We start from the raw sequence: 26,808 nt of genomic DNA on the forward strand, positions 1-26,808 counted from the left end.
GAGAATTACTATTATAATATGAGGGTATTATTCCCGGAGATTAGTAGAAAATTTGCTGAACTACTAATACGAAGAAACTTTAAACTGTGAATTTTTGGATGCGTACACATTTCAGACGTGTTACACACGGGCTACGTTATTTAATGATTCATACAAATTAACTAATGGAGGTTATACACATGGCTCGTATTTCAGGTGTTGATTTACCAAGAGAAAAGAGAGTTGAGATTGGCTTGACTTATATTTATGGTATCGGTATTTCAAGTTCTAAAAAGATTTTAGCTGAAGCTGGTGTAAATCCTGACACAAGATGTAAGGATTTAACTGACGAAGAAGTTAAGAAGATTAGTGAAGTTATCGATGCAAGTCAGACAGTAGAAGGTGATTTAAGAAGAGAAATCGCTTTAAACATTAAGAGATTACAGGAAATTGGATGCTATAGAGGTATCCGTCATAGACGTGGACTTCCTGTTCGTGGCCAGAATACAAAAAATAATGCCAGAACAAGAAAAGGTCCTAAGAGAACTGTAGCAAACAAGAAAAAATAGTTAGAAACCCATAAGGGAGGTTAGTTTAGAAATGGCTAAGAAAGTTACAAAGAAAGTGACAAAGAAGCGTGTTAAGAAAAACGTTGAACACGGACAGGCACATATCCAGGCATCATTTAATAATACAATTGTCACATTGACAGATGCTGAAGGAAATGCTTTATCATGGGCAAGTGCTGGCGGTCTAGGATTTAGAGGTTCAAAGAAATCTACTCCTTATGCAGCTCAGATGGCAGCAGAAACTGCAACAAAAGCAGCTTTAGTTCATGGTTTAAAATCAGTAGATGTTATGGTTAAGGGTCCAGGATCAGGTAGAGAGGCAGCTATTCGTGCCCTTGCTACATGTGGTCTTGAAGTTACATCAATTAAGGACGTAACTCCAGTTCCTCATAATGGATGTCGCCCACCAAAACGTAGAAGAGTCTAATTTAGGAGGGAATAGAAATGGCAGTAAATAGAGTTCCTGTTCTTAAAAGATGTAGATCACTTGGTTTAGATCCAATTTATTTAGGAATAGACAAGAAATCAAATAGAAATTTAAACAGATCTAGTAGAAAGATGAGTGAATATGGTCTTCAGTTAAGAGAAAAGCAGAAAGCTAAATTCATTTACGGCGTACTAGAAAAGCCTTTTAGAAATTACTACAAGAAGGCACAGAGACAGCCTGGACAGACAGGTGAAAATCTTATGATTATGTTAGAAACTCGTCTTGATAACGTAGTATTCCGTATGGGATTTGCTAGAACAAGAAAAGAAGCTAGACAGATTGTAGATCATAAACATGTTTTGGTAAACGGTAAGCAGGTAAACATTCCTTCATACCTTATCAAGGCTGGTGATGTAATTGAAATCAAAGAGGACTGCAAAGGTTCACAGAGATACAAGGACATTATCGAAGTTACTGGTGGAAGAACAGTCCCAGCATGGGTTGAAGTAGACCAGGATAATCTTAAGGGTGAAATCAAAGAACTTCCTAAGAGAGAAGAAATTGATGTACCTGTAGATGAAATGCTTATTGTCGAATTATATTCTAAATAATATATATTTATTTATATTATTGTTCCCAATAAGTTTAAGCAATTCCCAAAAAAGGAGGGGCTATTAGTGTTCGATTTTGAGAAACCAAATATTTTAGTAGAAAAATCAGATGATGGAAGATACGGTAAGTTTGTAGTAGAACCACTTGAAAGAGGTTACGGTACAACACTTGGAAATGCTTTAAGAAGAATTATGCTTTCATCTTTACCTGGATCTGCTGTAAGTCAGATTAAGATTGACGGAGTTCTTCATGAATTTAGTACAATTCCAGGAGTTAAGGAAGATGTTACAGAAATAGTTTTAAACATAAAGCAGTTAGAAATTAAGAATACCAGTGCAACAGATGAACCTAAAATTGCTCATATTGATGTTACTGGCGACCAGGTAGTTACAGCTGCTGATATCCAGGTAGATTCTGATATTGAAATTTTAAACCCTGATTTGGTTATTGCAACACTTAACGGTGGTGCTGATAGCAAACTTAGTATGGAGTTAATCATTACTAAGGGAAGAGGTTATGTAAGTTCAGATAAGAATAAAAACGATAACTTACCTATCGGAGTTATTGCTGTAGATTCAATCTACACACCAGTAGAAAGAGTTAATATGGCTGTTGAAAATACTCGTGTAGGTCAGGTTACTGATTTTGACAAGCTTACATTAGATGTATATACAAATGGTACATTAGATACTGATGAAGCTGTAAGTTTAGCATCAAAAGTTCTTTGTGAACACTTAAAATTATTCATTGACCTTTCAGAAACTACAAAGGACATTGAAGTTATCGCTGAACCAGTTGATGATGAAATTGATAAAGTGTTAGAAATGAACATTGATGAATTAGAGTTATCAGTTCGTTCATACAATTGTTTGAAGAGAGCAGGTATCAATACAGTTGAGGAATTAGTAAATAAGACTTCAGATGATATGATGAAGGTTAGAAACCTTGGTCGTAAGTCATTAGAAGAAGTACTTGCTAAGTTAAAAGAACTCGGCCTTGGATTGAAACCAAGCGACGAAAACTAATAAACTAGAGTTTGTTAGCATTATGGAGGTAAGAAAATGGCAGGTTATAGAAAACTTGGAAGAACTTCAAGTCAGAGAAAAGCTTTAATTAGAGGTCAGGTTACTAGTCTTTTAAATAACGGCAAGATTGTTACTACTGAAACAAGAGCTAAGGAAATCAGAAAAGTTGCAGAAGGTCTTATTGCATTAGCAGTTAAGGAAAAAGATAACTTTGATGAAGTTGAAGTAACAGCAAAGGTTGCTCGTTTAGATAAAGATGGTAAGAGAGTCAAAGAAGTTGTTGATGGCAAGAAAGTAACAGTTTTCGATGAAGTAAAGAAAACTATTAAGAAAGATCAGCCTTCAAGACTTCATGCAAGACGTCAGATGAATAAAGTTCTTTACACAGTAACAAATAATGAAACTGGAAAGAAGAAAGATGCTAAGAAGGTAGACTTAACAAATAAGTTATTTGACGAAATTGCTCCTAAGTATGCAGATCGTAACGGTGGTTACACAAGAATCGTAAAGATTGGCCAGCGTAAAGGTGATGCAGCTATGGAAGTATTACTTGAATTAATCTAGTTGCGAAGCTTTGAGCGAAGCGATTTAATATTATAAAAAGAGAAGTATAAGTGCTGTATGCGCCTATACTTCTCTTTTTGGTTTGTAATTTAATTGAATTAAGACAATAAAACTAAAATTTATTGTCTGCAAAATTACAAAGACACACCAAAATTAAAAATACATTTACTAAGTTATAAAAGGTAGAACGAGATTTATTTTTTATTATAAAATTAGGAAAATAAAATAATATATTTCAATATATATAAATCAATAGCAAATAAGGAGAGAATAATTTTCCTCTAGTATTTTGTTAGACTTGTTAGTATAATATAATAAGTTTGCACTTAAGAAAGGAAAATACATGGAAATAAATACAATAATAGTAATAAACAAAATAGCAAATTTTATGTGTAGCATTTACTCACCAACATTGGCTATATGTGGGATAATAACTATTTTTATGAGTATTTTAGTTATACATGAGAAACCTTATATGATAATAAGTCTGTTGGTAACAAGAAAGTTCCAGCCGGCTAAGAAAAATCACAAGTATGCAGTTGTAATACCGGCTAGAAATGAAGAGCCTGTAATTAAGAACCTGATTAACAGTATTAAGAAGCAGGATTATCCCAGCGAGCTGGTTACAATATTTGTTATAGCCGATAATTGTACAGACAATACTGCAAAGGTAGCAAGAGAAAATGGTGCAATTTGCTACGAACATTTTAATCCTGATGAGAGAACAAAAGGTTTTGCGTTAAAATATGGATTTGAGCAGATTGAAAAGGATTATGGCATACAATCTTTTGAAGGATATTTTATTTTTGACTCAGATAACCTTCTGAAAAAAGATTATATTTCCAGAATGAATGATTCTTTCGATGCAGGAGAAAAAATCATTACTTCATATAGAAGTACAAAAAACTGGACAGAAAGCTGGATAGCTTCAACTTATGCAATTCATTGGTTACGTTCAATCAGATGGAGACATAGGGCACGTTCATTTTTACATTTGGCAACAAATATTCAGGGAACAGGATTTTTGTTTTCAAATGAAATAGTAAAAGATGGTTGGAAATATACATCTTTAACAGAAGATAGATCTTTAACTGCAGATTGTGTAGTTGAGGGCTATGAAATATCATATAATAACGACGCGATATTCTATGATGAACAGCCAACAAGCTTGAAAGTGGCACTTCGTCAGCGTTTAAGATGGTCCAAGGGGCATCTACAGGCGTTTGCAGAAAGTGGCTGGGGATTGTTTAAAAACATCTTTGTTGATAAGCATACAGAGCATAAAGAAGATGATGCCTGGTATGACTATTTATGGAGAACAATAAGACATAGATTCATGTCCTTTGATACATTTGCACAGTTAGTGCCAAAAAACATTGTATACATAGCAAAATGGATATTGACCAAACTTATTCTTTATCCATTTATTGTATGGAAAATAGGAGCAACTTTCTGGGTTTTCAATGGGGACAGTTATATAGCAACTTTGTGTAAACACATTTTTGGAAATATAAACATTACATTGGCTCCAGGTTGGAAATCCTATGGACTAAGCCTGTTACTTGTTATATGGGCAAGAATTTTCTATAGAATATGCAAATATTTCATTAATATTTGGATTGCAGTGTACATTTTTATAATAGAATACAAGAGAATACCAAAATTCAGTATATGGCGTAAAATTCTTTATTGTTTCACATGGCCTACATTTGATATTATCCAACGATATACTCAGTATGTAGCCTTGTTTAAGAAAGTTGAATGGAAGCCGATACCTCATAACAGTAAAGTTACAATTGAGGATATTGAAGAAGGTGCATAAAAAAATAGTTGCGACAGGCACGTACTTGATACGTAAATGTCGCAACTGTTTTTTATTATATATTCTTATAGGAAATTATTTTCCAAGTGTTTTGAAGTAATCATATTTCAGTGTTAAGTCATTTTTTCTAAATAATTTGTTTACCTTGTCGCTTGTTTCTTCAAGTTTCTTTTTGGAAATTTTCTTTCCGTTAACAACTTCGCCGTTTTCCACATACACATTACCGTCGTACCAGGAATAATCGCTGAAATAAGCAAGTCCTTTGTATTTAGGTGACAATGCATTAGTTCCCAAATAATAATTGCTATTATAGTCAATTCCAAACAAATTAAGGACAGTAGGCAGGATGTTCATCTGCATTGTAACTTTATTAACTGACTGGGATTTAATGTCGCTGCTCCAAATAAAGAATGGAGTGTTGTTAATTAAGTTGCCCTGTGTATCTTTATATTTGTCCAAAACAGTTTTGTCGTTAATTGTGTAAAGGTAATGGTCTGCGTAGGCAACTATAACTGTGTTATCGTACAAACCGTTATCCTTAAGTGCCTGAATAAGAAGACCAACCATATAATCAGTTTCGCCAACCATAAGTTTAGCCGATTCTTCCTCGCTTAAATCAGGAACATTCCCCTTGCCGTACTTGTTTTCGGCAACAAGCTTACCAACTTCCTTACTTGTTGTAAAAGGAGTATGAGGAGTATAGGAAATAATATAATCAACAAATTTCCCCTTTTGCTTAAACATCTCATTGTAAAAAGTTTTATTTAAAATAAGCTGTCGGTCAAGTTCGTAATCCAAGTCGCTGTAGTGACCAATATCTTTTAAACCAAAATAGTTGTCATAGCCCCAACTCTTGTAATTAATACCTCTTGAGTAAAAACCTGAAGTGTTCATATGAAAAGCATTTACAGTATAGCCTTCATTTTTAAACAGCTTAGCCATTGTGTGGTTGTTTGTGTTGGTATTTAAAGTATAAACATTTTCTGTATAGGAAGCAGGAGTCGTGAACCCTGTATTAACTGCAAATTCAGAGTTAAAAGTTGACCCACCGCCGGTGTATATTGAATAATGCTTTTTAAAATCAATAGAATTTTTCTTCAAATTATATAAGTTAGGCGTTGTCTTTTTAGTCAAAAGCCATGTGTCCATACCCTCTAACTGTAGGAAAATAATATTTTTTCCTTTGAACATACCTGTATATTCATCACTTGTTTTTGTATCTTTTGCGTTGTAAATGCTGTCCAAAAACGCTTTGTCCTTAGAATTAATTTTTTCTTTAGGCTTAACGAAAGTAATATAAAAGTTCCTAAAAGAATATTCGTACAAACCTGAAACTCTCATACTTTTATTGCTGTCACTGTAGCTGTTGTAAACATTTCTAGGATTTTTAAAACTGCTCCATTTTAAATGGCTGTTAGCAAAACCTAAACCTAAAGGTGCGGCCAAATGCAAAACAATAAAAATAACAAAAATAACAAGCAGTCTTTTAGGTCTGAAATCTCTCTTTGGAGAAAACTTTCTGAAAACAATTATTGCTATTATAAGAATAATAACTGCCACAGCATAAATTATAGGATTTGCGTGAATAATTGTATCAACAATATAAGAGCTACCTTCACTTGCCATAAGCATCAGATTGAAACTAAAGTAAAAACCTGTTAATGAGTAGTAAACGGTGTTAGTTAAAAACAATGCGTATGCCAAAATAAAAAGCACCCAGTAAGCAATGCTGCAACCTTTTCCTTTAAGACAGGTTATGATTCCAATAAATAGGAAAATCCAAACCAAAGTAAAAATATTAGGTGCAGGATAAAAGGTTGGAAAATACCCTATGGCATAACCAAACGCCCTTGTAAAAATGTCCATTAAAAGAAATGGAATAATTAAATATAAGGTATATCTGTGAACAGATATGTATCTTCTTATTTTCAAAAATAAATCTTTGATTTTCGCGTTCATAATAATCCTCCCAAATGTGAAATAGAACAAATATTAAGATAGCACAAATAAGAAAAAAAGTGAAATGTTTTTAAGGTATTGAAGTTGTAAAATATAAAATTTTTTTTAACCATTGTGGAGAAGAAAAAGAAATAGTGTTAAAAAGAAAAAAAGTAGTATAAATAAATTAGTTTTAAATTGTTAGTGTAAAATTTTAGTTGGCAAAAAATAAATAAAAAAATGGGAAGTAGAAAAAACCACTTCCCAATCATACAGTTTTTCTTTATGATATTAACTGCTCAGAAAAATACGTAAAGGAGACTGTATGATGTTTAATAGTTTAGCTGAAAAAGAGATTTCTTTCAAGGAGTTAGAGAAAAAAGTGTTTAAACATGTATGTGAACTTGGTTGTGAAATTACAAAGATGATTCTGGAAACATATGATGACGAGCTTGCAAAACAAAGAGAAAGAAAATCTTACAGGGATAAGGGAAAAAGAAAAACCAACATAAAGACAGTTTACGGTACTGTTGAATACAGTCGGAGAATATACGGAACAATCACACCGGATGGAGAAAAGGCATATGTATATCTGTTGGATGAGGCAATGCAGATGGATAAGATAGGTATGATTTCCAAAAATCTTGCGGAAAAGATTGTAATGGCGGTAACGGAGACACCATATCGTGTAACTGCGGAAACAATAAGCAGTACGTGCGGTCAGAGCATAAGTGCCGCAGGTGTGTGGAACGTGATACAGCGTCTTGGAGAAAAAATAAGTGAGGAAGAAAAACATGCGGTAAAACAGATGAATGCGGATCAGTCGGAAGGGAAAAGGGAGATACCAGTGCTGTTTGAGGAAATGGACGGTGTGTGGCTGAACATGCAGGACAAAAAGCATAAAAAGACAAAGAAGCAGGAAATGAAAGTTTTCACGATGTATGAAGGTTGGGATGAGGAAAAGGAAAAACAGAAACGAAGCACTCTTGTGGGAAAACACATGCTTGCGGGAATGGAAGAAAGCAGTGAGTTTCACCAAAAACGTGAGGCATGCATCAGAAAGAAATACAATGCTGATGAAATCGGACAGCGAATACTTAACGGAGATGGAGGGAGTTGGATAAAAGACGAATACGATCCTGATGTAATTTTTCAGCTTGACCGTTATCACATATATCAGGAAATACTGAGAAAAATAACGGATAAGAAGGCACAGACAGACATAAGGCAACTGTTTGAGGAAGAGAAAATGGAAGAAATGCTTAAATACATCCAGATATACGCAACAAGTGTTGAAAGTCCGGATGAAAAAGACAACCGAAGTAATAAAGCAATGAAGTTATATAAATATCTTGCCAATAACAAAGAAGGACTGTTACCTTATGACAAAAGGGGAATAGAAATATCTGCCCCACCAAAAGGAATGGTATATAAGGGGTTGGGAGTTCAGGAAAACCAGAACTGTACGGTAATAACATTAAGAATGAAACATCGTAGAATGAGATGGTCAAAATCAGGAGCAAATAACCTGGCAAAGGCATTGTATCGAAGGGAAAACAGGGAATTGATAGAAACTATAGACAGATATACAGACGGACTGGTATTCACGATGCAGATGCAGGAAATAATAGAAACCATAAGTGCAGCAAAGGCTCCGAAAAAAGACGGAAAGGGAAACAGATACATTGACTTAATGAATGGAAATGTACCGATAAGGGATGCAGTGCAGACTGAATCAAGAAAAATATTTAAGAAAGTATTCTGTTAAAAAACATAAAGAGAAACCCGACAGGGTTTATTTGGCATACAAAAAAGTAGATAATAATCGTATAGAAAAAGAGAAAAGGAAAGTTGCCAACGATTACTTGACACAAACTTTTAAATTATCCAAGTTGCAAAATATGTATAAATAGAATAAAATAGGTTCGGACCATCAAAAAGCATTACTTATATATGAAAGGAACAGATGACTTTTATGGAAATGTTAAAGATAAAAAACTTAACACATGACTTCGTTGACGAAGAAGAGGGAACCACATTGAGAGCTGTTGATAATGTGTCTTTAGATGTGGAAAAAGGACAGTTTATTGCAGTATTAGGTCATAACGGCTCAGGAAAATCATCTTTGGCAAAACATATTAATGCACTACTTGCTCCAACTGAGGGAACAGTATTTTTAGATGGTATGGACACAAAGGATCAAAAACTTCTTTGGGACATAAGACAGAACGCGGGAATGGTGTTTCAGAATCCTGACAATCAGATTGTTGCAACAATGGTTGAAGAGGATGTGGCATTTGGCCCTGAAAACCTGAAAGTCCCAACAGCCGAAATTTGGAAAAGAGTAGAGAAGGCGTTGGGGGCTGTAGGTATGACGAAGTACAGACACAAGTCACCTCTTAAACTTTCAGGAGGTCAGAAGCAGAGAGTAGCAATTGCCGGAATAATTGCCATGGAACCACAGTGTATAGTCTTAGATGAACCCACAGCCATGCTCGACCCTGTAGGCAGAAAAGAAGTTATTGAAACACTTCATGCATTGAATAAGGAAAAGAATATAACAATTATTTTAATTACCCACCACATGAACGAAGTAATTGGAGCAGATAAAGTTTTTGTAATGGATGACGGAAAGTTAATTATGGAAGGAACTCCAAGAGAGATTTTCAGTAAAGTAGATGAAATCAAAAAAATCGGTTTGGAAGTGCCACAGGTTACAGAGTTAGGTCATTTGTTACGAACAAGCGGTTTAAATATAAATGAAGGTATATTAAGCATAGACGAACTTGTTAATGAAATAAAAAAAGCAAAGTGAGAAATAGAATGTCTTTAAAATTAGAAAATGTAAGTTATATTTATGAAAAAGGAACAACTTCAGAAACAGCAGCAATAAAGAATGTTAATTTAGAAATTGAAAAAGGTGAATTTATTGCGATAATCGGGCACACCGGTTCTGGCAAATCAACATTAATACAGCATTTTAATGGCTTGGAAAAAGCAACTGAAGGTAATGTTTACTTTGACGGGAAAAATATATATGACAAAGATTTTGATTTAAGACAGCTAAGATGCAAAGTAGGGCTGGTATTTCAGTACCCTGAGCATCAGTTGTTTGAAGAATCAGTAATTAAAGATGTATGCTTCGGACCAAACAACCAGGGCTTGTCAACAGAAGAGGCAATCAATAAGGCAAAAGAAGCTTTGAGCCTTGTAGGTGTCAAGGAAGAACTTTTTGATAAATCGCCATTTGAGCTGTCAGGCGGGCAGAAAAGAAGAGTGGCTATTGCCGGTGTTTTGGCAATGGAGCCTGATATTTTGATTTTGGATGAGCCAACAGCAGGTCTTGATCCGGCAGGACGAGATAAGATTCTTAACTGCATCGAAAATCTTCATAAGAAAAAAGGCATGGCAGTTGTTCTCGTTTCTCATAGCATGGAAGACGTGGCAAATTACGCTGAAAGAATCATTGTAATGAATAACGGAAGCGTAATGTTTGATGATACACCGAAAAAAGTATTTAAACATTATAAGGAACTGGAAAAAATCGGTTTGGCAGCTCCACAGATAACTTATATTATGCATCAGCTAAAAGAAAACGGGCTGGATGTGGACGAAAACATAATTAATGTAGAAGAAGCTAAAGAAAATATTTTAAAGGCACTTGGAAAATAAAGCAATAAATGACCAGATAGATTAAGTAGTATACGTGAATGTATCAGGCGAATAGCCAGTCAGATAAAGATGTTAATAATCTTAAAGCAAATGATAATAAGTTTTAGATTTTTGAAATTATAAGTTAGTAAGTATAAGCATATTACAAATTATAGGTTAGTAAATATAAGGATATTACAATTAATTTAGGAAGAAGAAATGGCAAATATAACAATAGGACAATATTATCCGGAAAATTCAATAATACACAAATTAGACCCACGAGTAAAATTATTTGGCACAATGGTTTTTATCGTTATGCTTTTTTTACTTGATAGTGTTCCAGGCTATATATTATTTACGGTATTTATGGCAGCGATAATCAAGGCATCAAAAGTACCCTTTGGAAAATTATTAAAAGGAGTAAGAGCAATTCTTTTTATTCTACTTTTTAGTGCCGTATTGAACGTGTTTATGACACCGGGAGAAGAATTATTTTCAATATGGGCATTAACAGTAACAAAAGAAGGCTTGATAAAAGCCGGTTTTATAGCAATAAGACTGGTTTATCTGGTAATTTGTACTTCGGTAATGACACTTACAACAACACCAAATGACTTAGCTGACGGCTTGGAAAAATCATTTGGTTTTCTAAAAGTTATAAGATTTCCGGTACATGAAATTGCAATGATTATGTCACTGGCATTAAGATTCATACCAACATTAATGGAAGAAACAGAAAAAATAACAAAGGCACAAAAAGCAAGAGGTGCACAGTTTGACACAGGAAACATACTGCAGAAGGCAAAAAGCCTTATTCCAATTCTTATACCTTTGTTTATTTCGTCAATTAGAAGAGCCATTGACCTGGCAACAGCAATGGAAGCCAGATGTTATCACAGTGGCGATAGAACAAAGATGAAACCATTAAAATACGCTAAGCGTGATTACATGGCGTATGGCAGTTACGTGTTAATTGTAGCAAGTCTATGCGTTGTTACTTATGTGATTTAATAAAATAGTATTAAAAATAGATGGGTATATAGTTTGGGCATTAAATAGAAAGTAAATTAGTATATAGAATTTTAGTGTTGAACAACAAGTAAGTTGATATATAGAACTTTTATATTGAATAGCAGGTATATCGATATATAGAACTTTGATGTTGAATAGCAAGTATGCTGACAAATAAGATTTGTATATTCAATGAGAATTGTATAGTTAATGATAGAAAGATAGAAAAATGAAGAGAGTCAGATTAATTATTTCCTACGATGGAACCAACTATTGTGGTTGGCAAATTCAAAAAAACGGAATAACCGTTGAAGAAATTATAAATAGAGAATTATCCTCTCTTTTAAAAGAGGATATTGCGGTAATTGGAGCAAGTAGAACTGATTCAGGAGTTCATGCGGTTGCTAATGTGGCAGTTTTTGATACCGACACAAAAATACCGGCAGAGAAAATTTCTTTTGCACTTAACCAAAGACTACCTGATGACATAAGAATTCAGAAGTCCGAGGAAGTGCCACAGGATTTCCATCCAAGATATTGCAATAGCACTAAAACATACGAATACAAAATTTTAAATAGAAGATTTCCTGATCCGTTAAACAGATTGTACACTCATTTTGTATATCTACCATTGGACGTGGATAAAATGAAAAAAGCAGCAGAATACATTGTAGGCGAACATGATTTTGCAAGCTTTTGTTCAGCAGGAAGTCAGGTAAAAACCACAGTAAGAACAGTGTACACTTTGGATGTGTCAAAAGAAAATGATATTATAAGTATAAAAATAAGTGGAAATGGATTCCTTTACAATATGGTAAGGATAATAGTAGGAACCATGCTAAAGGTAGGATTGTCAGTCTATCCGCCTGAACATGTAAAAGAAATACTTGATTCGAAAGACAGATACATGGCAGGACCCAAAGCTCCCGCAAGAGGTTTAACATTAATAGGAATTGAGTATGAGGAATAGTGGAATGAAATATTTGGAAATAAGTGAAAGACTAAAATCCACTTCAAGATAGGGCATGCGGACATTAACGATAATGGCATCCTCTGTCAGAATGTACGATAGGTTTTTCGTTTGTTTTAAGAGTAGCAATAGCATTCCTTAACATAGTGTTGGCAAGTTCTGCGTTTGGAGAAGTGCCTATAGTCCAACTCACCGGCATACCATCGAGGCAGTCAATTATCGGAGAAAGATATACTTTCCCTGCTTTGATAGAAAACTCTGTGATATCAGTAAGCCATTTCTGATTCGGTTTTGTAGCATGGAAATCTCTATCTATAACATTCTCCACCGCAGGTGTTATTTCACCTTTATAGGAGTTATATTTCTGTCTGCGTTTTCGTCTGATAATTAGTTTTTCCTGCTTCATAATACGGCGAACCACTTTTTCAGAAACTTTTATACCTTCACGATGAAGCAGCATATGAATTCTTCGATAACCAAATATATCTCGATTTTCATGAAACAGTTGTATGATTCTTTTGCGAAGATCAGAGTATTTATCTTCTGCATAAATGGTTTTTTCTTGATAATAATAGCTGCTTTTTGCAAGTTTAAGTTTTTTAAGAAGATTCAGCAGTGAATACTTATTTTTCAAGGCATCGATTATCACTGCCTTCTCCCGATTTGTGAGAGCTGTCTGATCGATGCCGGGGTCTTTTTTTAATACATTGATTGTTTCTTTAAGAATATCTATTTCCATCTGCATATCGAGCATCTGAGCTTTGAGCTCATTGATATCTTCTGCAGGTTTGGACTTACATTAATGTTGGCAGTAGTTTTTTTCATGGGTTGAAAACATCCCTTCTCCCGATACTCCCTAATCCATTTATATACCAAGGAAGGTGTGTATCCGATTTCTTCTGCCACTAATTTTACAGGCTCGCCTTTAATAAGGCAACGTTTAATTACATTATGTTTCAATTCAGTTGGAGCTTGTCTCCAATGTTTTTGATTTGGAACATCGTAATATTCAGGATATTTTTTACGCCAATGATAAAGCATACTCAAAATGGAAATAAACTTTTCACTTCAGGGACAAAAAAAATTGTATAAAAATTGAAAAAATCGTGTTGACACGTAAATTTAGTTATTGTATAATACATCAGTATTGTGACGTGTTATGCACGTTAGTTTTTTGTGTCTTAGCCAAAGCCCCGGTACGGACATGAAATGAATTAAAGAATTTAGATAAGCAAAATTTCAGGAGGTAAACCAATGAAAACATATATGGCTAGTCCAGCAGATATTGAGAGAAAATGGTATGTAGTTGATGCTACAGGATATACATTAGGACGTTTGTCATCAGAAGTTGCTAAGATTTTAAGAGGAAAGAACAAACCACAGTTCACACCTCATATCGACACAGGTGACTACGTAATTATTACAAACGCAGACAAGATTAAGGTAACAGGAAAGAAATTAGAACAGAAGATTTACTATCATCATTCAGAATACGTTGGTGGTATGAAAGAAGTTACTCTTAAAGAAAAACTTGCTAAGAAACCTGAAAGCGTTATTGAACTTGCAGTTAAGGGAATGCTTCCAAAGGGACCTTTAGGAAGAAGCATGATTAAGAAACTTTTTGTTTATGCTGGAGCAGAGCATCCACATGCAGCTCAGAAACCAGAAGAATTAACATTTTAGTTAACTGAAAGGAGAAAATAACATGGCTACAGAAAAGTATTATGGAACAGGTAGAAGAAAAAGCAGTGTTGCTAGAGTATATGTAATGCCTGGAAATGGAAATATAACAATTAATAAAAGAGATATTGATGAATATTTTGGTCTTGAAACTTTAAAGGTTATCGTTCGTCAGCCACTTGAAACAATCGGTGCAACAGACAAGTTCGATATCAAAGTTAGTGTTCATGGCGGTGGATACACAGGACAGGCTGGTGCTATCAGACATGGTATCGCTAGAGCATTAGTACAGGCTGATGCTGAAAACAGACCTGCATTAAAGAAGGCTGGATTCTTAACAAGAGATTCAAGAATGAAAGAAAGAAAGAAATACGGTCTCAAAGCAGCCAGAAGAGCACCACAGTTTTCAAAGAGATAATTTGTGGAAAAAATCAAATATGCAAGAATACCCCGAAAAGCCTATGCTTTCGGGGTTTTTCTTTATTTTACTTTTGTTGCAGGTTTAAGCGAATACTTTCGAAGAAGTATTTTAGTGGATTTCTCCGCAACATTACTTTTGCCGTCGCTAGGTCTTTTCTTTAGGTAGTCGTAGATATCTTTTTCGTCATCACGATTACCAAACTCGCCACCAATGCCAAAGATAATCTTAGATGCGTTCTTTTTGGCAACAAAAGTTTCGTTTATTTTTGTGTATTTGCCTTTCTTTAAATGAATCCATTTAACATAAGCTATTTTGTTTTTATTGCAAATTTTCACAACAATCCATTTGTTAATCTTAGTTGATTTAATTTTAAATTTAATTCTGCATTTTTGCCCTTTCTTAATATTTACGTTTCTATATATTTGTGCACCCCAAACACCACCCCAACCGATAGATTTCAACTTGGCAGTCCATTTGGATTTGGTAACACCAACAACTTTTCCATTGGTAGTTTCATACCAGGTATGTCCGGGCTTACCGTCGAAACCAATATAATCTTGTCACCCGGCCTTAGCAAAAACACTTGTGTTCATACTAATAACAAGTGCAATAGCTAGAGTAATAACTGCTGTTTTTTTCATAAACTTCATAATCATACACCTCCTAATACTTTATTAAATGAAAATAATCATATATTAATTATAATATATAAAATAAATAAATCTATAGAAACATATAAACGTTGAAAAAATAAACATTATATATTAATATGATATGATTTGTGATAGAATACTCCTATATTTGTGTACGGAAGAGAAAAAATAATAAAAAAATAAATTTTCAACTTTAAATGAAAAAGTAACTGCACGAACATATTGACACCAAATTTTTTAAACCTTAAATGGGGTGAAAATTGAGCTTTAAATGGTGTATAATAATAAAAAAGTTATTGTTTTGCTATATTTTCGTGCATAGTTAATAAGCGGCATAACATTAGTTTTGAAAAAATAACTGCAACCCCGCTTCTTTAAAAGATATGGGAGTCTTTGTTTGATCAATTAAAATGTTAATTAACGCTTAAGTAGCTTTGGACTCAAAGTAACTTCATCGGGTGGAATAGGTGAAAGTTGTAGCAAAGACAATAACTTTTTCCCGTCTTTGGAGTCCATTAAATCAAAAGGTGTTTTGTTATCTAAATTTTCACGAAGAACACTGTTTATATGACAACAGATTAACGTTACGTCAGCAACAGTGAGGGGTGAAAAACTAACACCCTTAGGAAGTATTCTTCGTATTAAACGATGGTTGTTTTCGACCTGTGGTTTTTGCCACGAAGCTTGAGGATCACAAAAGAATACACGAGTTCTGGAAAGCCCTGTTCTTGTGTGTTCAAGTGCTTGAGGATTTTTGAATTCAACGCCGTTATCGGTCAAGATAACAGGAAATAATCTCTTGAATAGAGAGACTCCAAGAATCTCAGTTAAGGAATCAAAAATCTGAATTACACTATCCTGAGTTCCATCGTTCATTAGAAAGATAAGCATAAAACTTGTCCTTCTAAAAATCATAGTAAGAAATACTTTTCCCTTATTACGACCACCCTTTACAGTATCCATTTCTACAACAGGTAGATCTGGGTTTGCTTCCATGAAGGATTTGAAATCTTCATAGGTGCGACCTTGTCTATATTGGTATTCAAGCTTGGTAAGAACCTTTTTAGGCCTACGTTGCCTGTAAACAACCTTTTTAGGAAGGTCAATATTACGAACCTTAAAAACACCCTGGTCAATGTAATTATAGAGAGTTCTCTCTGATATACCTAATTCATCTAAGTGCGTAGCACAAATGTGATTTAGAGATTGACCTTTAGCAATAAGAGGTTCAATTATATCAGCAATTGCTCTTAATTCAGATGGAGTTTTTCTGACACCGGAATGAGCATTGCGAATGCTTTTGTGATGAGCAGCATCAGCTCTGTGAGCTGTATAGTAAGCCTTGTTACGTTTACATTGTTTAAGCATAGAACAATTAGTGCAGACATAAGGAGGTTTATCTAAAAGAGGACATTGAGAAGATTCATAAGAAGCGCAAATATTTGTGCATATACGATCTTCAGGACATCGCTTACAACGATATCCATAACATCCATGTACTCCAACATCATCGCAGATAGAATTCTTTAGGCAAGAGTTTTTGTGAGTACAATCATTCTCGCCAGGGAGAGGAATTCTATCAACAAAGCATCGATATTTAATTACTTCTCTGGAAATGGTAGAAGCTGAACGTTCAAGATTTCTACCAATAGAGGCAAAAGAGTAGTCTTTACTAATCATACGTTCAATAATTATTCGTTCAGATAAGGATAATTGTTTTGGCATAAAAGCCTCCTTTCTGATCAAACAAAGACTACTTAAAATATACACTTTTGCAAAGGTAACTGCTAGTTTGCAAAAGTAGTAGCATGGAAAAACTAGCAGTTTAAATTGCAATTAAATTTCAATACTTTTCTGCCATAAGTCCCATTTATAGGACAACCTATTTGCTAGAATGAGAGTAAATAAACCAGAGTAAAAAAATAAGATTTAGTTCTTAAGGAACGGAAAGGTGGTACTTATGGGATTATTCGGAGACAAAGATGCAATTGTTGGAGCAGCTTTAGGAGCAGGCAATGCTTTTAACAAAAATAAGAAAACAAACAGAGCAGCAATATACGGAAGTGCAATGGGAGCATGTATTGGCTCGGGAAAGAAATGGACAGTGGAAGATTCTATAAAGTTAGAAGGAACAATAAGAGCATTGGATAGAAGAAAAAACAGATAAAAATAAATAAACATATCTTAAAGAGAATAATAGAAACGAGGAGGTATAGTGATGAGAAATTGGATGGATTTAAATGGTGATGGTGAAATAGATGGTACAGAAATGATGTTTGCACAAGAGATGATTTGTTCCAGCAGGGAAGAGCATGAGGCATTATTTGGAGATGCTGGAGACTTTGAAGAAGACGCAAATGATGATTTTGAGACTGATGCCATGCTGGCAGGACTTGATGCTGATGAGTTAGAGTTTATGGATTCTGATGAAAGAGCAGAGGCATTGGAAGAAGCCGGGTTAGAAGCAGACGATTATGATTTTGACTAGAATTAACTTTGTCCTAGATTGAATAACAAGGTAAAAACAACTACACAAAACAGGGAAAATTCCCCAGCAAGAATGTAAATTCACACATTTCTAGCGGCACATCTTAACTTTTACATTCTAAACTACATTGAGTTAGGAGGTTTTATTATGATTGGAACAAACAGTTTTTTTACATAATGGACTACAGTGGTAATTATTATCGAACAAATAAATCTGACCAGCTTGTCGTTGCATCAGGACGGGAAGAGGCAGAGATATTTACTTTGAAAGATGCTAATTCAAGAACCTCAGTAGGAAAGAAATCTCATTTTTATTTAATTTCACCGGTAGAAGAGACAGAAGAAGCAACCTCAAATGAACAAATGAATTCAGTAGAAGAGATAACAGATGTAACTCCCAATGAACAAATGAATTCAGCGGAAGATACAGCAGAACCAACTCTCTTACATGAATCTGCAGACCAGATAGCAGATGAAACAGATTACATAGAGGATAGTAAATATAACGTGACAGAGGGCTATAAAGTATACAAGGATTTAAGAAATCTTAAGCAGCTGCAGAAGCAGAAAGAACACGAGCTGGATTTACTTTACAATATGACAATGTACATTGATTGTCAGAACATGGCAGATATTTGTAAGGAAAATTTAGAAGAAATGGAAAAAATAGATTTAACTGAAACAATGAAAATTTCAGCATAGAAGCCAATTAGCTACTTATGAAAAACTCAATTTCAGGAGGTACCGTTATGAAGAAAATGAACAAGTATATGAAAACAACTATAATAACTGTTATTATCCTTGCATTATTCACTATTGCTCAAAGAGATAAAATTATAGGATATTTTGAACCAAAATGTATTGAAGAAGGATGTACCGAAAAGGTAGTTGAAGGAACAAATTATTGCAGATGGCATTTGATTAGTGATGACAATGATTATGACGATGATTCGGACTATACTCAGGAAACTACCAGCGACAACAAGGTTTACAAATACCATAAACGTATACAATATGATTCAAGTGAAGATGCCTATGATGATGGCTATGATGATATTTATGATGATGGAGACTATGATTACGACCGATATGACAATGATGAGGATTATGCTGAAGGTGTAGATGATGCCATGGCGGAAATTGATTGGTAAAAATATACAAATCAGGCAAGTCCAAGATTATTTCAAACAAAGCTGGTAAGAAGAAAATTTCTATTAAGTTTAAGAAAGTAACTGGAGCAAAAGTGTACGGCTCATATTCAGCTAAAGTAAAAAGTTAAATAAGAACTTAAAAGAATAAAAACTTAAGTTGATAAAAAGTTAAATAAAAACTCTACGGGAGATTTGAAAAAATTTCCTGTAGAGTTTTTTGTGTAATGGAAAATTGTTTATTATATAAAAATGTTCCACAACAATGAACTTTCGCACAAAAGAAATTTATAAAGTTCAATTACTAAATGAAGGTTATTGAAGAATTATCTGAGTACATACTATTTCTTGAAATTATCTTCTTAAAGTATATAATAGATGAAGGAAATTATAAAAAAGTAAAAGATATAAATAAATTATAAAAAAGCAAAATATAAAATTACACTTTTATAAAAAAGAAAGTATGATATTTAAAGCATAAAAACAAAGTACAAAAACAAATAAAAACAAAGCATAAAAATAAAGTATAAAAACAAGGTATAAAAATATTAAAACTGAGGTGATTACAAAATGATAAAGGCAAAACAAATATCAGAATCCATTGAGTTAGGAGCATTGCTCGCAATTTCAGGTGGTATGATGGATGCTTACTCATATATTGAAAGAGGAGAAGTCTTTGCAAATGCCCAAACAGGAAATATGCTTCTGTTTGGTGTAAACCTTTCTGTGGGAAATTTTCATAAGGCAATATATTATTTCTGCCCAATTTTAGCTTTTACAATAGGCATAATGTTGGCTGACGTTGTAAGAATGAAAACAACAAGGAAACTTCATTGGAGACAGTGGTCGGTATTGTATGAGGCAATAATTTTAATAGGGGTATCATTTGTACCATTATCATTAAATCTTTTAGCAAACAGTTTAACATCCCTTGCCTGCGGAATACAGGTTGAAAGCTTCAGAAAAATTCATGGTAAAGGCATCGCCACAACAATGTGTATCGGTAATTTAAGAAGCGCTACCCAGAATATGTGCGACTTCACCAAGTCAAAAGACAGACAAAAATTGCTAAATGGAATTTTATATTTTGGAATTATAGGCTGCTTTATAGTAGGCGCAATAATTAGTAACGGCTTTATTGAGATTCTTGGCAAGAGGGCAATCCTTGTAAGTGCCATATTATTAATTTTAGCATTTCTTGTTATGTTTATAGATAGGGAAGAAAGTCTACTTAAAAAAACAAAATAAAGTAAATACAAAAAACTAAATGCAAAATTTATTAAAGATTCGCTAATACAAAAATTAAATGTAAGATTAAAAAATTAACTAGTAGAAAAAGTTTATGGAGTTTAGTATCATAAAAAATAAAGACGTGACAAAAGGAGAAGAAATGAGTAACAAAAGAGAAAAGAAAAAATGGTCTACCAAAAAGAAAGTGGTTGCAACCCTTGTAAGCATAGTGGCGCTTTTTCTGATAATTGTTTTAGGCTACGTGGCATATGTTTTCGGAACTTACCACAGAATACCGGACAAGCAGAAATTATCAATTAACAAACCTGCGTCATCTCAGAATGCAAATAGTAGTGAGACCGGTGAAAGCAAAAATGTCAAAACGTTAGATACAAGCAAACTGACAAAAAATAAAGAATACAAAATAGGAACATATAATGTTGGATTTGGAGCTTATACTCCAACTTACAGTTTCTTTATGGATGGCGGAAAATATTCAAGATGTTTTAGCAAACAGTCAGGCATTGACGCCATTAACGGTGCGGCAGATTATGCTATGGAAGAAAAGCCTGATTTTATGATTTTTCAGGAAGTAGACAGAAAATCTACCAGAAGCTATCACGTTAATCAGGAAAATTTAATAACAGAAAAATTCGCAAATTATTACGAAGACTTTGCCGTAAATTACGATTCAGCATATTTATTTTATCCATTTAATGAACCTATCGGAAAGTCATATTCAGGAATTGCCTTTTACTCAAAATATTTGATTACATCAGCAGTAAGAAGAAGCTTTCCAATTTCAACTTCTTTTTCAAAAATATTGGATTTGGACAGATGCTATAGTGTAAGCCGTATTCCTGTAGACGGTGGAAAGGAACTTGTAGTGTACAGCGTTCATATGTCTGCTTACGGAAATAGCGACGAAATACGAGAAGGTCAGACTTCAATGCTTTTTAACGATATGAAGGAAGAACGCCAAAAAGGCAATTACGTTATATGCGGTGGCGATTTTAATCACAACTTAAAACTGGACGAAAACGATAATGCAGAACACGAAGGCTGGGCATATCCATTTCCACGAAGTAAAATGCCAAAGGAATTAAGCTTTGCAATGGACCAACTGTCAAAAGGCAAATACGATAGCCTTGCACCATCCAACAGAAATACAGATATGGAATACATCAAAGGAAAGACTTTCACATGTATATTAGACGGGTTCATCATATCCGACAACGTTCAAATGACAGATTACACAATCAAAGACAACGGCTTCAAATACTCAGACCACCAGCCCGTATTTATGAGCTTTAAATTAAAATAAAAAGAAAGATAAAACAGACAGAATACAGGCAAGTAAACACAGTAACAGAAGAGATGAACAAACTATGCATAAACAAGAGAAGCTAAATAAACAAATTATACATAGTAATAATCAAAAAAATAAATAAGATAAAATCAGGAAACAAGACAGAGCAAAAAACATTGCCCCGCCTTGTTTTCTTTTATTTAATAAGAAACGTTTCACTATGGATGCACTATGGTGCAAGAAGAAAATAGTTGAAAAACAAGTTGACTTATGACACCCTGTCATATACAATACCATATGACAACATGTCATACAACAAACATTATACTCCCCATACGAATATGCAATTCCAAGGCGAACATATACATATTAAGACATTATACTCCCCACACGAATTTGTATATCCCAGTGAGAAAATATATGTATTAAAGAAAGTGCTCTGAAGCCGTCGGTTAATAAAGGCAGCGAAGTCGGCTTTATATAACCGCTACGAGCTGAAGGCAGCGGGAGCGTGCTTTCGTAATACATATATTTTCTCACTGGGGAACGGCTAATTCATAAGTGGATGCGTACTTTTAATGCATATTTCCCCACTGGGAGTAACCCAATTTTATGTGGAGCAGAAAGGAAAACACATGACTAAGTTTTTTGTAAAAAAACCATACTTCGTTCTAGTGGCCGTAATCATAATCCTAATCATAGGTGGCGTAAGCCTCGGCAACATGAGCACAGACTTGATGCCCAACATGGAGGTGCCATATTTAATGGTCATTACCACAGAACCCGGTGCATCACCAAACAAAGTAGAAAGGGACATAACAGAACCAATGGAAAGTACATTGGGAACTGTTAGTGGCGTTGAAAAAGTAATCAGCAACTCAGCAAACAACTACAGTATGATTATGCTTCAGTTTGCAGATGGAACCAACATGGACTCAACATTAGTAAGAGTTTCCCAGAAAATCGAGACAATCGATTTGCCGGATGGCTGTGGCAAACCTAACTTAATGGAAGTAAGCATGGACATGATGGCAACAATGTATGCCGGCATTGATTACAAAGGAAAAGACATCAAAGAGTTGTCAGATTTTACAACCAATACTTTAAAACCTTACCTTGAAAGACAGGAGGGTGTTGCAAGTATAACTCCAATGGGACTTACAACAGATTCCATAGAGGTAAAATTAAATCAGGATAAAATTGACAAGATTAACCACAAGATTCTTGGAAAAACAAATGACAAACTAACTGATGCCAGCAAAGAAATTGAAAAAGCAGAAAAGCAAATCAAAGATGGAGAAAGTCAGTTAGCTACTCAGAAGAGTAAGTTAAACAGCACACAGAAAAGTACAAACAAACAGCTGGCTGATGCACAGGTTAAACTGTCACAGGCACAGGCTACCAAAGTTGCATATCAGGCAAATCTTAACAGTTTAAAAGCAAGTAAAAGTGCCTTAGAAGCTGAAAAGAAAGCATACACTGACGCAAAACTAGAGGATGCCTACACTAAGATAGATACAATGTTTGCAACTTTTAATACTCAATTAGAACAGCCGGCAAAAATGGCAGGTATCACTATTCCGAAAAATCTTGAAGATGCTGTAAACAACAAGTCAGAATTTAATAAGTTTATAAAATGGCTTACAAATTTAGGCTACAAGGATCAGGTTAAAGACCTTTCATATAAGCAGATAAAACAGGTTTACAATGTAGTAAAATTCAGACTTCCTCAAATAGACACAGAACTTGCTAATTTAAAAACTGAAATAACAGCCATGAAAATGGCAATTAAGCAAATAGATAAGCAAATGCAGGGCATGGATAAGAACCAGTCCACAGCTATTTCAGGTGGCTATTCTGCAGCAGCAGGATTTGGCGCCGGTCAGGCAAAGATTTCCTCAGCAGAAACTGAATTAAAAAACGCAAAGGAAAAATTACAGGAATCAAAAGATAAGTTAAATGATTCCAGAGAAGCTGCTATTGAGAATTCAAACATTGATGCCTTACTTAGCATTGACACATTATCACAGTTAATCACTGCGCAAAACTTCTCAATGCCTGCAGGTTACATTGACGACAAATCAGACAACCAGTGGCTTGTAGATGTTGGTGATAACTATGAGAACAAAAAACAGTTAAAATCAATGGTTCTTACAAAAGTTGCAGGCATTGGAGAAATTAAATTATCTGATGTTGCAGACATAACTGTTGTTGACAATTCAGGCGAGAGTTATTCAAAAATCAACGGTAGAGCAGCAGTTCTTCTTGCAATTTATAAGTCAAGTACAGCTAACACAAGTGAAGTGGCAGGAAATATTAAATCAGCTTTTAAGACAATGGAAGGCAAATACAAAGGCTTATCATGTACATCTTTAATGGACCAAAGTGAGTATATAAGCGTTATCGTAAACACAGTTTTACAAAGTATGTTATTAGGAGCAATCCTTGCAATTATAGTCCTTGCTTTATTCTTAAAAGATGTTAAGCCAACGGTAATAGTTGCCTTTAGTATTCCGTTTAGTGTTGTCTGCGCAATTATTGTAATGTATTTTACAGGAATAACATTGAACGTAATGTCACTGGCAGGACTTTGCATAGGTATTGGTATGTTGGTAGATAACTCCATTGTTGTAATGGAAAATGTTTACCGATTAAGAAACAGAGGTCTGTCAGCCCCAAGAGCGGCAGTTCAGGGAGCAAAGCAGGTTGCAGCCCCAATTGTATCTTCTACACTTACAACAATTTGTGTATTCTTGCCAATGATTTATGTAAAAGGAACTGTGGGTCAGTTATTAATGCCTTTTGCATTTACAATGACATACGCATTAGTAGCCTCATTAATTGTAGCTTTAACTGTAGTTCCAACAATTAGTGCCACAGTTTTAAAGAAAACCAAAAAACAAAACCACAAGTGGTTTGATAAATTCCAGGATGCTTATGGTAGACTTTTGGATAAGTGTTTAAACCACAAGTTAATACCTTTAGCATTAGCAATTATTTTATTAGCAATCTGTGTTGCCCAAGTATTTAACACAGGGCTTGTAATGATGGATGATATGGAAAGCAATCAGATTTCCGTAAGTTTATCTTTAGACAAAGATGTAGACAAGAACACTGCATACAAGACAGCTAATGAAGTAACCAACGCAATTCTTAAAGTTAAGGGAATTAATAAAGTTGGGGCAATGGATGGAAATGCCACTGCAACTTCAGGCTTAACAGGTGGTAGCACTGACAACTACAGTAATTTTACATTCCAGATTATTACTGACGATGACATAACATCAACCAGTCAGTTTAGAAAAATAATCAAGAAAATAGAAAATAACACAAAGAACATAAAATGTGAGAATTTAACTGTTTCTTCATCAGCCATGGGAAGTATGTCACAGATGATGAATCAGGGAATTGAAGTTCGTATTTATGGTGATGACCAGCAGAAGTTATTAAAGACAAGTAATCAGATAATGAAGTTAATAACATCTGTAAAAGGAACTGAAAATGTTGATAACGGTGTAACAGCTCAGGATAAGCAGTTACATTTGAAAATAAATAAAAACAAGGCAGCAGATGACGGCTTGACAGTAGCTCAGATTTATCAGCAGCTGGCAGAAAAAATCACAACAGAAAAAACTTCAATTACAATTACCCAGGGGGGAAAAGATTATGAAGTAAATGTTGTAAATGAAAACAATAAACCTAACTACGAAAATATTTTAAAAACAATAATTAAGTCAACAACAAAAGACAGTGAAGGCAATGATGTTATTAACAAATATAAACTTTCACGTTACGCAACAGTAGTTGAACAGGAGGCATTAAACACAATAAAACGTGAAAACCAGAGAACTTATATTTCAGTAACTGCTGATGTAAAAGACGGCTATAATGCCACATTACTTTCAAGAAAGATACAAAGCAAACTTGATAATTACAAGGCACCAACCGGTTATACAGTGGAAATTCAGGGTGAGTCAGAACAGGTAATGGAAATGGTTAAACAGTTATTGTTAGCTATTTTATTAGGATTCATTTTAGTATACCTTGTAATGGTTGCCCAGTTCCAAAGCCTGCTTTCACCATTCATTATTATATTTACAGTGCCATTAGCATTTACAGGAGGTATGATTGGTTTAATGATTTTCGGAAAACAGATTTCCGCAATGGCATTAATGGGCTTTATGATATTAATGGGTACAGTTGTAAACAACGGTATTGTGTTTGTTGATTACGCAAATCAGTTAAGAATACAGGGAGTAGACAAGAGAACAGCGTTAATTGCAACAGGCAAAACACGTATGCGCCCAATTCTTATGACTGCAATTACAACAATTCTTTCAATGAGTGTTATGGTATTTTCACAGGATGCTGGTAATGCAATGCAAAAGAGTATGGCAATTGTTGTAAGTTTTGGTTTGCTTTATGCAACAATTATGACATTGTTTATTGTTCCGATTTTATATGACTTGTTGTATAGAAAACAGCCTAAAACAGTTGATTTAGGAGATGAAAATCTGGACGATGTACCTGATGAGGCAGCGGAGTTAATTGAGAAAATGACGCAGCAGTCAGATGGTGTAGCCTATAATAATAATGCAGATAAATCACAGGAGGAAGAGTAAATGCCTAAAGATACATTTTTTAGGCTTCCTGATGATAAGAGGAATCGTATATTAAAGGGAGCAAAGAAAGAATTTTATAATTGTACTTTTAGCGAAGCATCAATTAATAGAATTATCAAGGACGCAGAAATACCACGAGGCAGTTTTTATCAGTATTTCGAAGACAAGAAAGATTTATATTTGTACGTTATTGAAGAAAATATAAAAAGTGTAATTTCTAATTTTGGAAATAAACTTGAACACTCTGAGGGAGATATTTTTCTATGCGTAGATAATTTTATTAGTGAGCTTCTTGATGAAACAACGAAAAAAGCAAAGGAAATCAAAATGATTTTTTCTGAAAGCTGGGTGTTCGAGGCGGTCTGGACAAGGTCACTTGAGAAATGCAAAGGTGGCCAGGAAGACCTTCATGGGGACATGATTTCAAGAATTGACAAAACAAAACTTCTAGTTGAAAGTGATGAAGAATTTGAATATGTAATGGAAATCATAGGAGCCATAATCAAGGATACTTTAGACAAAATGTATTTGCATAGGAACTTGGTAAATGAAGACACGCTCAAAAAATCCTTTCATGGAAAAATTGAAAGTTTAAGAAAACATTATTGCATAGTGGCAAATAAACAGTAGAAAAAATGCATATATTGTTATACAATAAACCTTGAGTGTAAAACAGAAAGGATAGAG

26 protein-coding genes and 1 pseudogene are annotated in these 26,808 nt (G+C 34.3%); 22 read left to right on the forward strand and 5 right to left on the reverse strand.

The genetic code is table 11. From position 1 onward, the window contains the following. The first annotated feature begins 179 nt into the window (after positions 1–179). The 6 genes from rpsM (at position 180) to ACQY63_RS11820 (ending at position 4,998) form a co-directional block, all read left to right on the forward strand. Complete coding sequence (rpsM, locus tag ACQY63_RS11795) at positions 180–548, forward strand: 30S ribosomal protein S13 (RefSeq protein WP_118000551.1); 369 nt, start codon at positions 180–182, stop codon at positions 546–548. Between the two features lie 31 nt (positions 549–579). Then, positions 580–975: a 30S ribosomal protein S11 gene (gene rpsK, locus ACQY63_RS11800; protein ID WP_118000553.1), complete on the forward strand. Its 396-nt coding sequence runs from the start codon at positions 580–582 to the stop codon at positions 973–975. 17 nt (positions 976–992) lie between these two features. Beyond that, positions 993–1,586 (forward strand): 30S ribosomal protein S4, encoded by a 594-nt coding sequence (gene rpsD, locus ACQY63_RS11805; RefSeq protein WP_118000555.1) that lies wholly within the window; start codon positions 993–995, stop codon positions 1,584–1,586. A 66-nt stretch (positions 1,587–1,652) separates the two neighbouring features. Beyond that, complete coding sequence (locus tag ACQY63_RS11810) at positions 1,653–2,612, forward strand: DNA-directed RNA polymerase subunit alpha (RefSeq protein WP_022164908.1); 960 nt, start codon at positions 1,653–1,655, stop codon at positions 2,610–2,612. A gap of 36 nt (positions 2,613–2,648) precedes the next feature. Then, positions 2,649–3,176 carry a bL17 family ribosomal protein gene (locus ACQY63_RS11815; RefSeq protein ID WP_022164907.1) on the forward strand — a complete coding sequence of 176 codons (528 nt, stop codon included), beginning with the start codon at positions 2,649–2,651 and terminating at the stop codon, positions 3,174–3,176. 343 nt (positions 3,177–3,519) lie between these two features. Next, entirely contained in the window at positions 3,520–4,998 is a 1,479-nt protein-coding gene (locus tag ACQY63_RS11820) for a glycosyltransferase family 2 protein (RefSeq protein ID WP_022164906.1), read from the forward strand. A 75-nt stretch (positions 4,999–5,073) separates the two neighbouring features. Here ACQY63_RS11820 and ACQY63_RS11825 read toward each other — a convergent pair whose 3' ends face one another. Next, positions 5,074–6,957 carry an LTA synthase family protein gene (locus ACQY63_RS11825; RefSeq protein ID WP_428245260.1) on the reverse strand — a complete coding sequence of 628 codons (1,884 nt, stop codon included), beginning with the start codon at positions 6,955–6,957 and terminating at the stop codon, positions 5,074–5,076. 304 nt (positions 6,958–7,261) lie between these two features. On the opposite strand from ACQY63_RS11825, the gene ACQY63_RS11830 reads away from it, so the two are divergent. The 5 genes from ACQY63_RS11830 (at position 7,262) to truA (ending at position 12,571) form a co-directional block, all read left to right on the forward strand. Further along, positions 7,262–8,704, forward strand: a complete 1,443-nt coding sequence (locus tag ACQY63_RS11830) for an ISLre2 family transposase (RefSeq protein ID WP_117998699.1) — start codon at positions 7,262–7,264, stop codon at positions 8,702–8,704. Positions 8,705–8,911: 207 nt separating this feature from the next. After that, a complete protein-coding gene (locus ACQY63_RS11835; RefSeq protein WP_412623132.1) occupies positions 8,912–9,751 on the forward strand; it encodes an energy-coupling factor transporter ATPase in 840 nt (279 codons plus the stop codon). Between the two features lie 8 nt (positions 9,752–9,759). Beyond that, positions 9,760–10,608 (forward strand): energy-coupling factor transporter ATPase, encoded by an 849-nt coding sequence (locus ACQY63_RS11840; protein ID WP_412335708.1) that lies wholly within the window; start codon positions 9,760–9,762, stop codon positions 10,606–10,608. Between the two features lie 198 nt (positions 10,609–10,806). Beyond that, complete coding sequence (locus ACQY63_RS11845; protein ID WP_022164635.1) at positions 10,807–11,601, forward strand: energy-coupling factor transporter transmembrane component T family protein; 795 nt, start codon at positions 10,807–10,809, stop codon at positions 11,599–11,601. Positions 11,602–11,830: 229 nt separating this feature from the next. Beyond that, positions 11,831–12,571 (forward strand): tRNA pseudouridine(38-40) synthase TruA, encoded by a 741-nt coding sequence (gene truA, locus ACQY63_RS11850; protein ID WP_022164636.1) that lies wholly within the window; start codon positions 11,831–11,833, stop codon positions 12,569–12,571. A 67-nt stretch (positions 12,572–12,638) separates the two neighbouring features. Here truA and ACQY63_RS11855 read toward each other — a convergent pair. Together ACQY63_RS11855 and ACQY63_RS11860 are read right to left on the reverse strand one after the other, a co-directional pair. After that, positions 12,639–13,325, reverse strand: a pseudogene (locus tag ACQY63_RS11855) (IS3 family transposase); the annotation flags it as partial. Next, positions 13,301–13,612, reverse strand: a complete 312-nt coding sequence (locus ACQY63_RS11860; protein WP_428245261.1) for a transposase — start codon at positions 13,610–13,612, stop codon at positions 13,301–13,303. The pseudogene ACQY63_RS11855 and the gene ACQY63_RS11860, both read right to left, overlap by 25 nt. A gap of 213 nt (positions 13,613–13,825) precedes the next feature. Here ACQY63_RS11860 and rplM point away from each other — a divergent pair, with 213 nt between their 5' ends. Continuing rightward, positions 13,826–14,254, forward strand: coding sequence for a 50S ribosomal protein L13 (gene rplM / locus ACQY63_RS11865; RefSeq protein ID WP_022164637.1), 429 nt, complete (start codon positions 13,826–13,828; stop codon positions 14,252–14,254). A 22-nt stretch (positions 14,255–14,276) separates the two neighbouring features. Continuing rightward, complete coding sequence (gene rpsI, locus ACQY63_RS11870; protein WP_022164638.1) at positions 14,277–14,669, forward strand: 30S ribosomal protein S9; 393 nt, start codon at positions 14,277–14,279, stop codon at positions 14,667–14,669. 62 nt (positions 14,670–14,731) lie between these two features. On the opposite strand, the gene ACQY63_RS11875 is transcribed toward rpsI, so the two are convergent. Further along, positions 14,732–15,133, reverse strand: coding sequence for a hypothetical protein (locus tag ACQY63_RS11875; RefSeq protein ID WP_022165408.1), 402 nt, complete (start codon positions 15,131–15,133; stop codon positions 14,732–14,734). A gap of 609 nt (positions 15,134–15,742) precedes the next feature. Next, the gene (locus tag ACQY63_RS11880) at positions 15,743–17,050 is read right to left on the reverse strand and encodes an IS30 family transposase (protein WP_040446367.1); all 1,308 of its coding nucleotides are present in this window, start codon (positions 17,048–17,050) and stop codon (positions 15,743–15,745) included. 235 nt (positions 17,051–17,285) lie between these two features. On the opposite strand from ACQY63_RS11880, the gene ACQY63_RS11885 reads away from it, so the two are divergent. The 9 genes from ACQY63_RS11885 (at position 17,286) to ACQY63_RS11925 (ending at position 26,751) form a co-directional block, all read left to right on the forward strand. Beyond that, a complete protein-coding gene (locus tag ACQY63_RS11885) occupies positions 17,286–17,492 on the forward strand; it encodes a hypothetical protein (protein WP_022165239.1) in 207 nt (68 codons plus the stop codon). A 51-nt stretch (positions 17,493–17,543) separates the two neighbouring features. After that, positions 17,544–17,813: a hypothetical protein gene (locus ACQY63_RS11890; RefSeq protein ID WP_022165238.1), complete on the forward strand. Its 270-nt coding sequence runs from the start codon at positions 17,544–17,546 to the stop codon at positions 17,811–17,813. Positions 17,814–17,989: 176 nt separating this feature from the next. After that, complete coding sequence (locus ACQY63_RS11895; protein WP_022165237.1) at positions 17,990–18,514, forward strand: hypothetical protein; 525 nt, start codon at positions 17,990–17,992, stop codon at positions 18,512–18,514. A gap of 47 nt (positions 18,515–18,561) precedes the next feature. Beyond that, entirely contained in the window at positions 18,562–18,963 is a 402-nt protein-coding gene (locus ACQY63_RS11900; RefSeq protein WP_022165236.1) for a hypothetical protein, read from the forward strand. Beyond that, positions 18,957–19,091 (forward strand): hypothetical protein, encoded by a 135-nt coding sequence (locus ACQY63_RS11905; protein WP_428245262.1) that lies wholly within the window; start codon positions 18,957–18,959, stop codon positions 19,089–19,091. The genes ACQY63_RS11900 and ACQY63_RS11905 overlap by 7 nt, the downstream gene beginning before the upstream one ends. A gap of 439 nt (positions 19,092–19,530) precedes the next feature. Then, entirely contained in the window at positions 19,531–20,208 is a 678-nt protein-coding gene (locus ACQY63_RS11910) for a YoaK family protein (RefSeq protein WP_022165235.1), read from the forward strand. 142 nt (positions 20,209–20,350) lie between these two features. Continuing rightward, a complete protein-coding gene (locus ACQY63_RS11915; protein ID WP_428245263.1) occupies positions 20,351–21,514 on the forward strand; it encodes an endonuclease/exonuclease/phosphatase family protein in 1,164 nt (387 codons plus the stop codon). Between the two features lie 620 nt (positions 21,515–22,134). Further along, complete coding sequence (locus ACQY63_RS11920; protein ID WP_428245264.1) at positions 22,135–26,121, forward strand: efflux RND transporter permease subunit; 3,987 nt, start codon at positions 22,135–22,137, stop codon at positions 26,119–26,121. Next, complete coding sequence (locus ACQY63_RS11925) at positions 26,122–26,751, forward strand: TetR family transcriptional regulator (RefSeq protein WP_428245265.1); 630 nt, start codon at positions 26,122–26,124, stop codon at positions 26,749–26,751. Positions 26,752–26,808: the final 57 nt, after the last annotated feature.

Source organism: Eubacterium sp. Marseille-QA0814 (assembly GCF_965119675.1).
Classification (GTDB): Bacteria; Bacillota; Clostridia; order Lachnospirales; family Lachnospiraceae; genus Eubacterium_G.

What these genes read in the sequence shown, in the direction of transcription:
- ACQY63_RS11925 (WP_428245265.1), top strand. Translation starts at nt 26,122, where the DNA reads ATGCCTAAAGATACATTTTTTAGGCTTCCTGATGATAAGAGGAATCGT.
- ACQY63_RS11815 (WP_022164907.1), top strand. Translation starts at nt 2,649, where the DNA reads ATGGCAGGTTATAGAAAACTTGGAAGAACTTCAAGTCAGAGAAAAGCT.
- rpsM (WP_118000551.1), top strand. Translation starts at nt 180, where the DNA reads ATGGCTCGTATTTCAGGTGTTGATTTACCAAGAGAAAAGAGAGTTGAG.
- ACQY63_RS11895 (WP_022165237.1), top strand. Translation starts at nt 17,990, where the DNA reads ATGGACTACAGTGGTAATTATTATCGAACAAATAAATCTGACCAGCTT.
- ACQY63_RS11830 (WP_117998699.1), top strand. Translation starts at nt 7,262, where the DNA reads ATGATGTTTAATAGTTTAGCTGAAAAAGAGATTTCTTTCAAGGAGTTA.
- ACQY63_RS11920 (WP_428245264.1), top strand. Translation starts at nt 22,135, where the DNA reads ATGACTAAGTTTTTTGTAAAAAAACCATACTTCGTTCTAGTGGCCGTA.
- ACQY63_RS11910 (WP_022165235.1), top strand. Translation starts at nt 19,531, where the DNA reads ATGATAAAGGCAAAACAAATATCAGAATCCATTGAGTTAGGAGCATTG.
- rpsK (WP_118000553.1), top strand. Translation starts at nt 580, where the DNA reads ATGGCTAAGAAAGTTACAAAGAAAGTGACAAAGAAGCGTGTTAAGAAA.
- ACQY63_RS11825 (WP_428245260.1), bottom strand. Translation starts at nt 6,957, where the DNA reads ATGAACGCGAAAATCAAAGATTTATTTTTGAAAATAAGAAGATACATA.
- rplM (WP_022164637.1), top strand. Translation starts at nt 13,826, where the DNA reads ATGAAAACATATATGGCTAGTCCAGCAGATATTGAGAGAAAATGGTAT.
- rpsD (WP_118000555.1), top strand. Translation starts at nt 993, where the DNA reads ATGGCAGTAAATAGAGTTCCTGTTCTTAAAAGATGTAGATCACTTGGT.
- ACQY63_RS11820 (WP_022164906.1), top strand. Translation starts at nt 3,520, where the DNA reads ATGGAAATAAATACAATAATAGTAATAAACAAAATAGCAAATTTTATG.
- ACQY63_RS11890 (WP_022165238.1), top strand. Translation starts at nt 17,544, where the DNA reads ATGAGAAATTGGATGGATTTAAATGGTGATGGTGAAATAGATGGTACA.
- ACQY63_RS11880 (WP_040446367.1), bottom strand. Translation starts at nt 17,050, where the DNA reads ATGCCAAAACAATTATCCTTATCTGAACGAATAATTATTGAACGTATG.
- ACQY63_RS11860 (WP_428245261.1), bottom strand. Translation starts at nt 13,612, where the DNA reads ATGCTTTATCATTGGCGTAAAAAATATCCTGAATATTACGATGTTCCA.
- truA (WP_022164636.1), top strand. Translation starts at nt 11,831, where the DNA reads ATGAAGAGAGTCAGATTAATTATTTCCTACGATGGAACCAACTATTGT.
- ACQY63_RS11840 (WP_412335708.1), top strand. Translation starts at nt 9,760, where the DNA reads ATGTCTTTAAAATTAGAAAATGTAAGTTATATTTATGAAAAAGGAACA.
- ACQY63_RS11835 (WP_412623132.1), top strand. Translation starts at nt 8,912, where the DNA reads ATGGAAATGTTAAAGATAAAAAACTTAACACATGACTTCGTTGACGAA.
- ACQY63_RS11900 (WP_022165236.1), top strand. Translation starts at nt 18,562, where the DNA reads ATGAAGAAAATGAACAAGTATATGAAAACAACTATAATAACTGTTATT.
- ACQY63_RS11915 (WP_428245263.1), top strand. Translation starts at nt 20,351, where the DNA reads ATGAGTAACAAAAGAGAAAAGAAAAAATGGTCTACCAAAAAGAAAGTG.
- ACQY63_RS11845 (WP_022164635.1), top strand. Translation starts at nt 10,807, where the DNA reads ATGGCAAATATAACAATAGGACAATATTATCCGGAAAATTCAATAATA.
- rpsI (WP_022164638.1), top strand. Translation starts at nt 14,277, where the DNA reads ATGGCTACAGAAAAGTATTATGGAACAGGTAGAAGAAAAAGCAGTGTT.
- ACQY63_RS11885 (WP_022165239.1), top strand. Translation starts at nt 17,286, where the DNA reads ATGGGATTATTCGGAGACAAAGATGCAATTGTTGGAGCAGCTTTAGGA.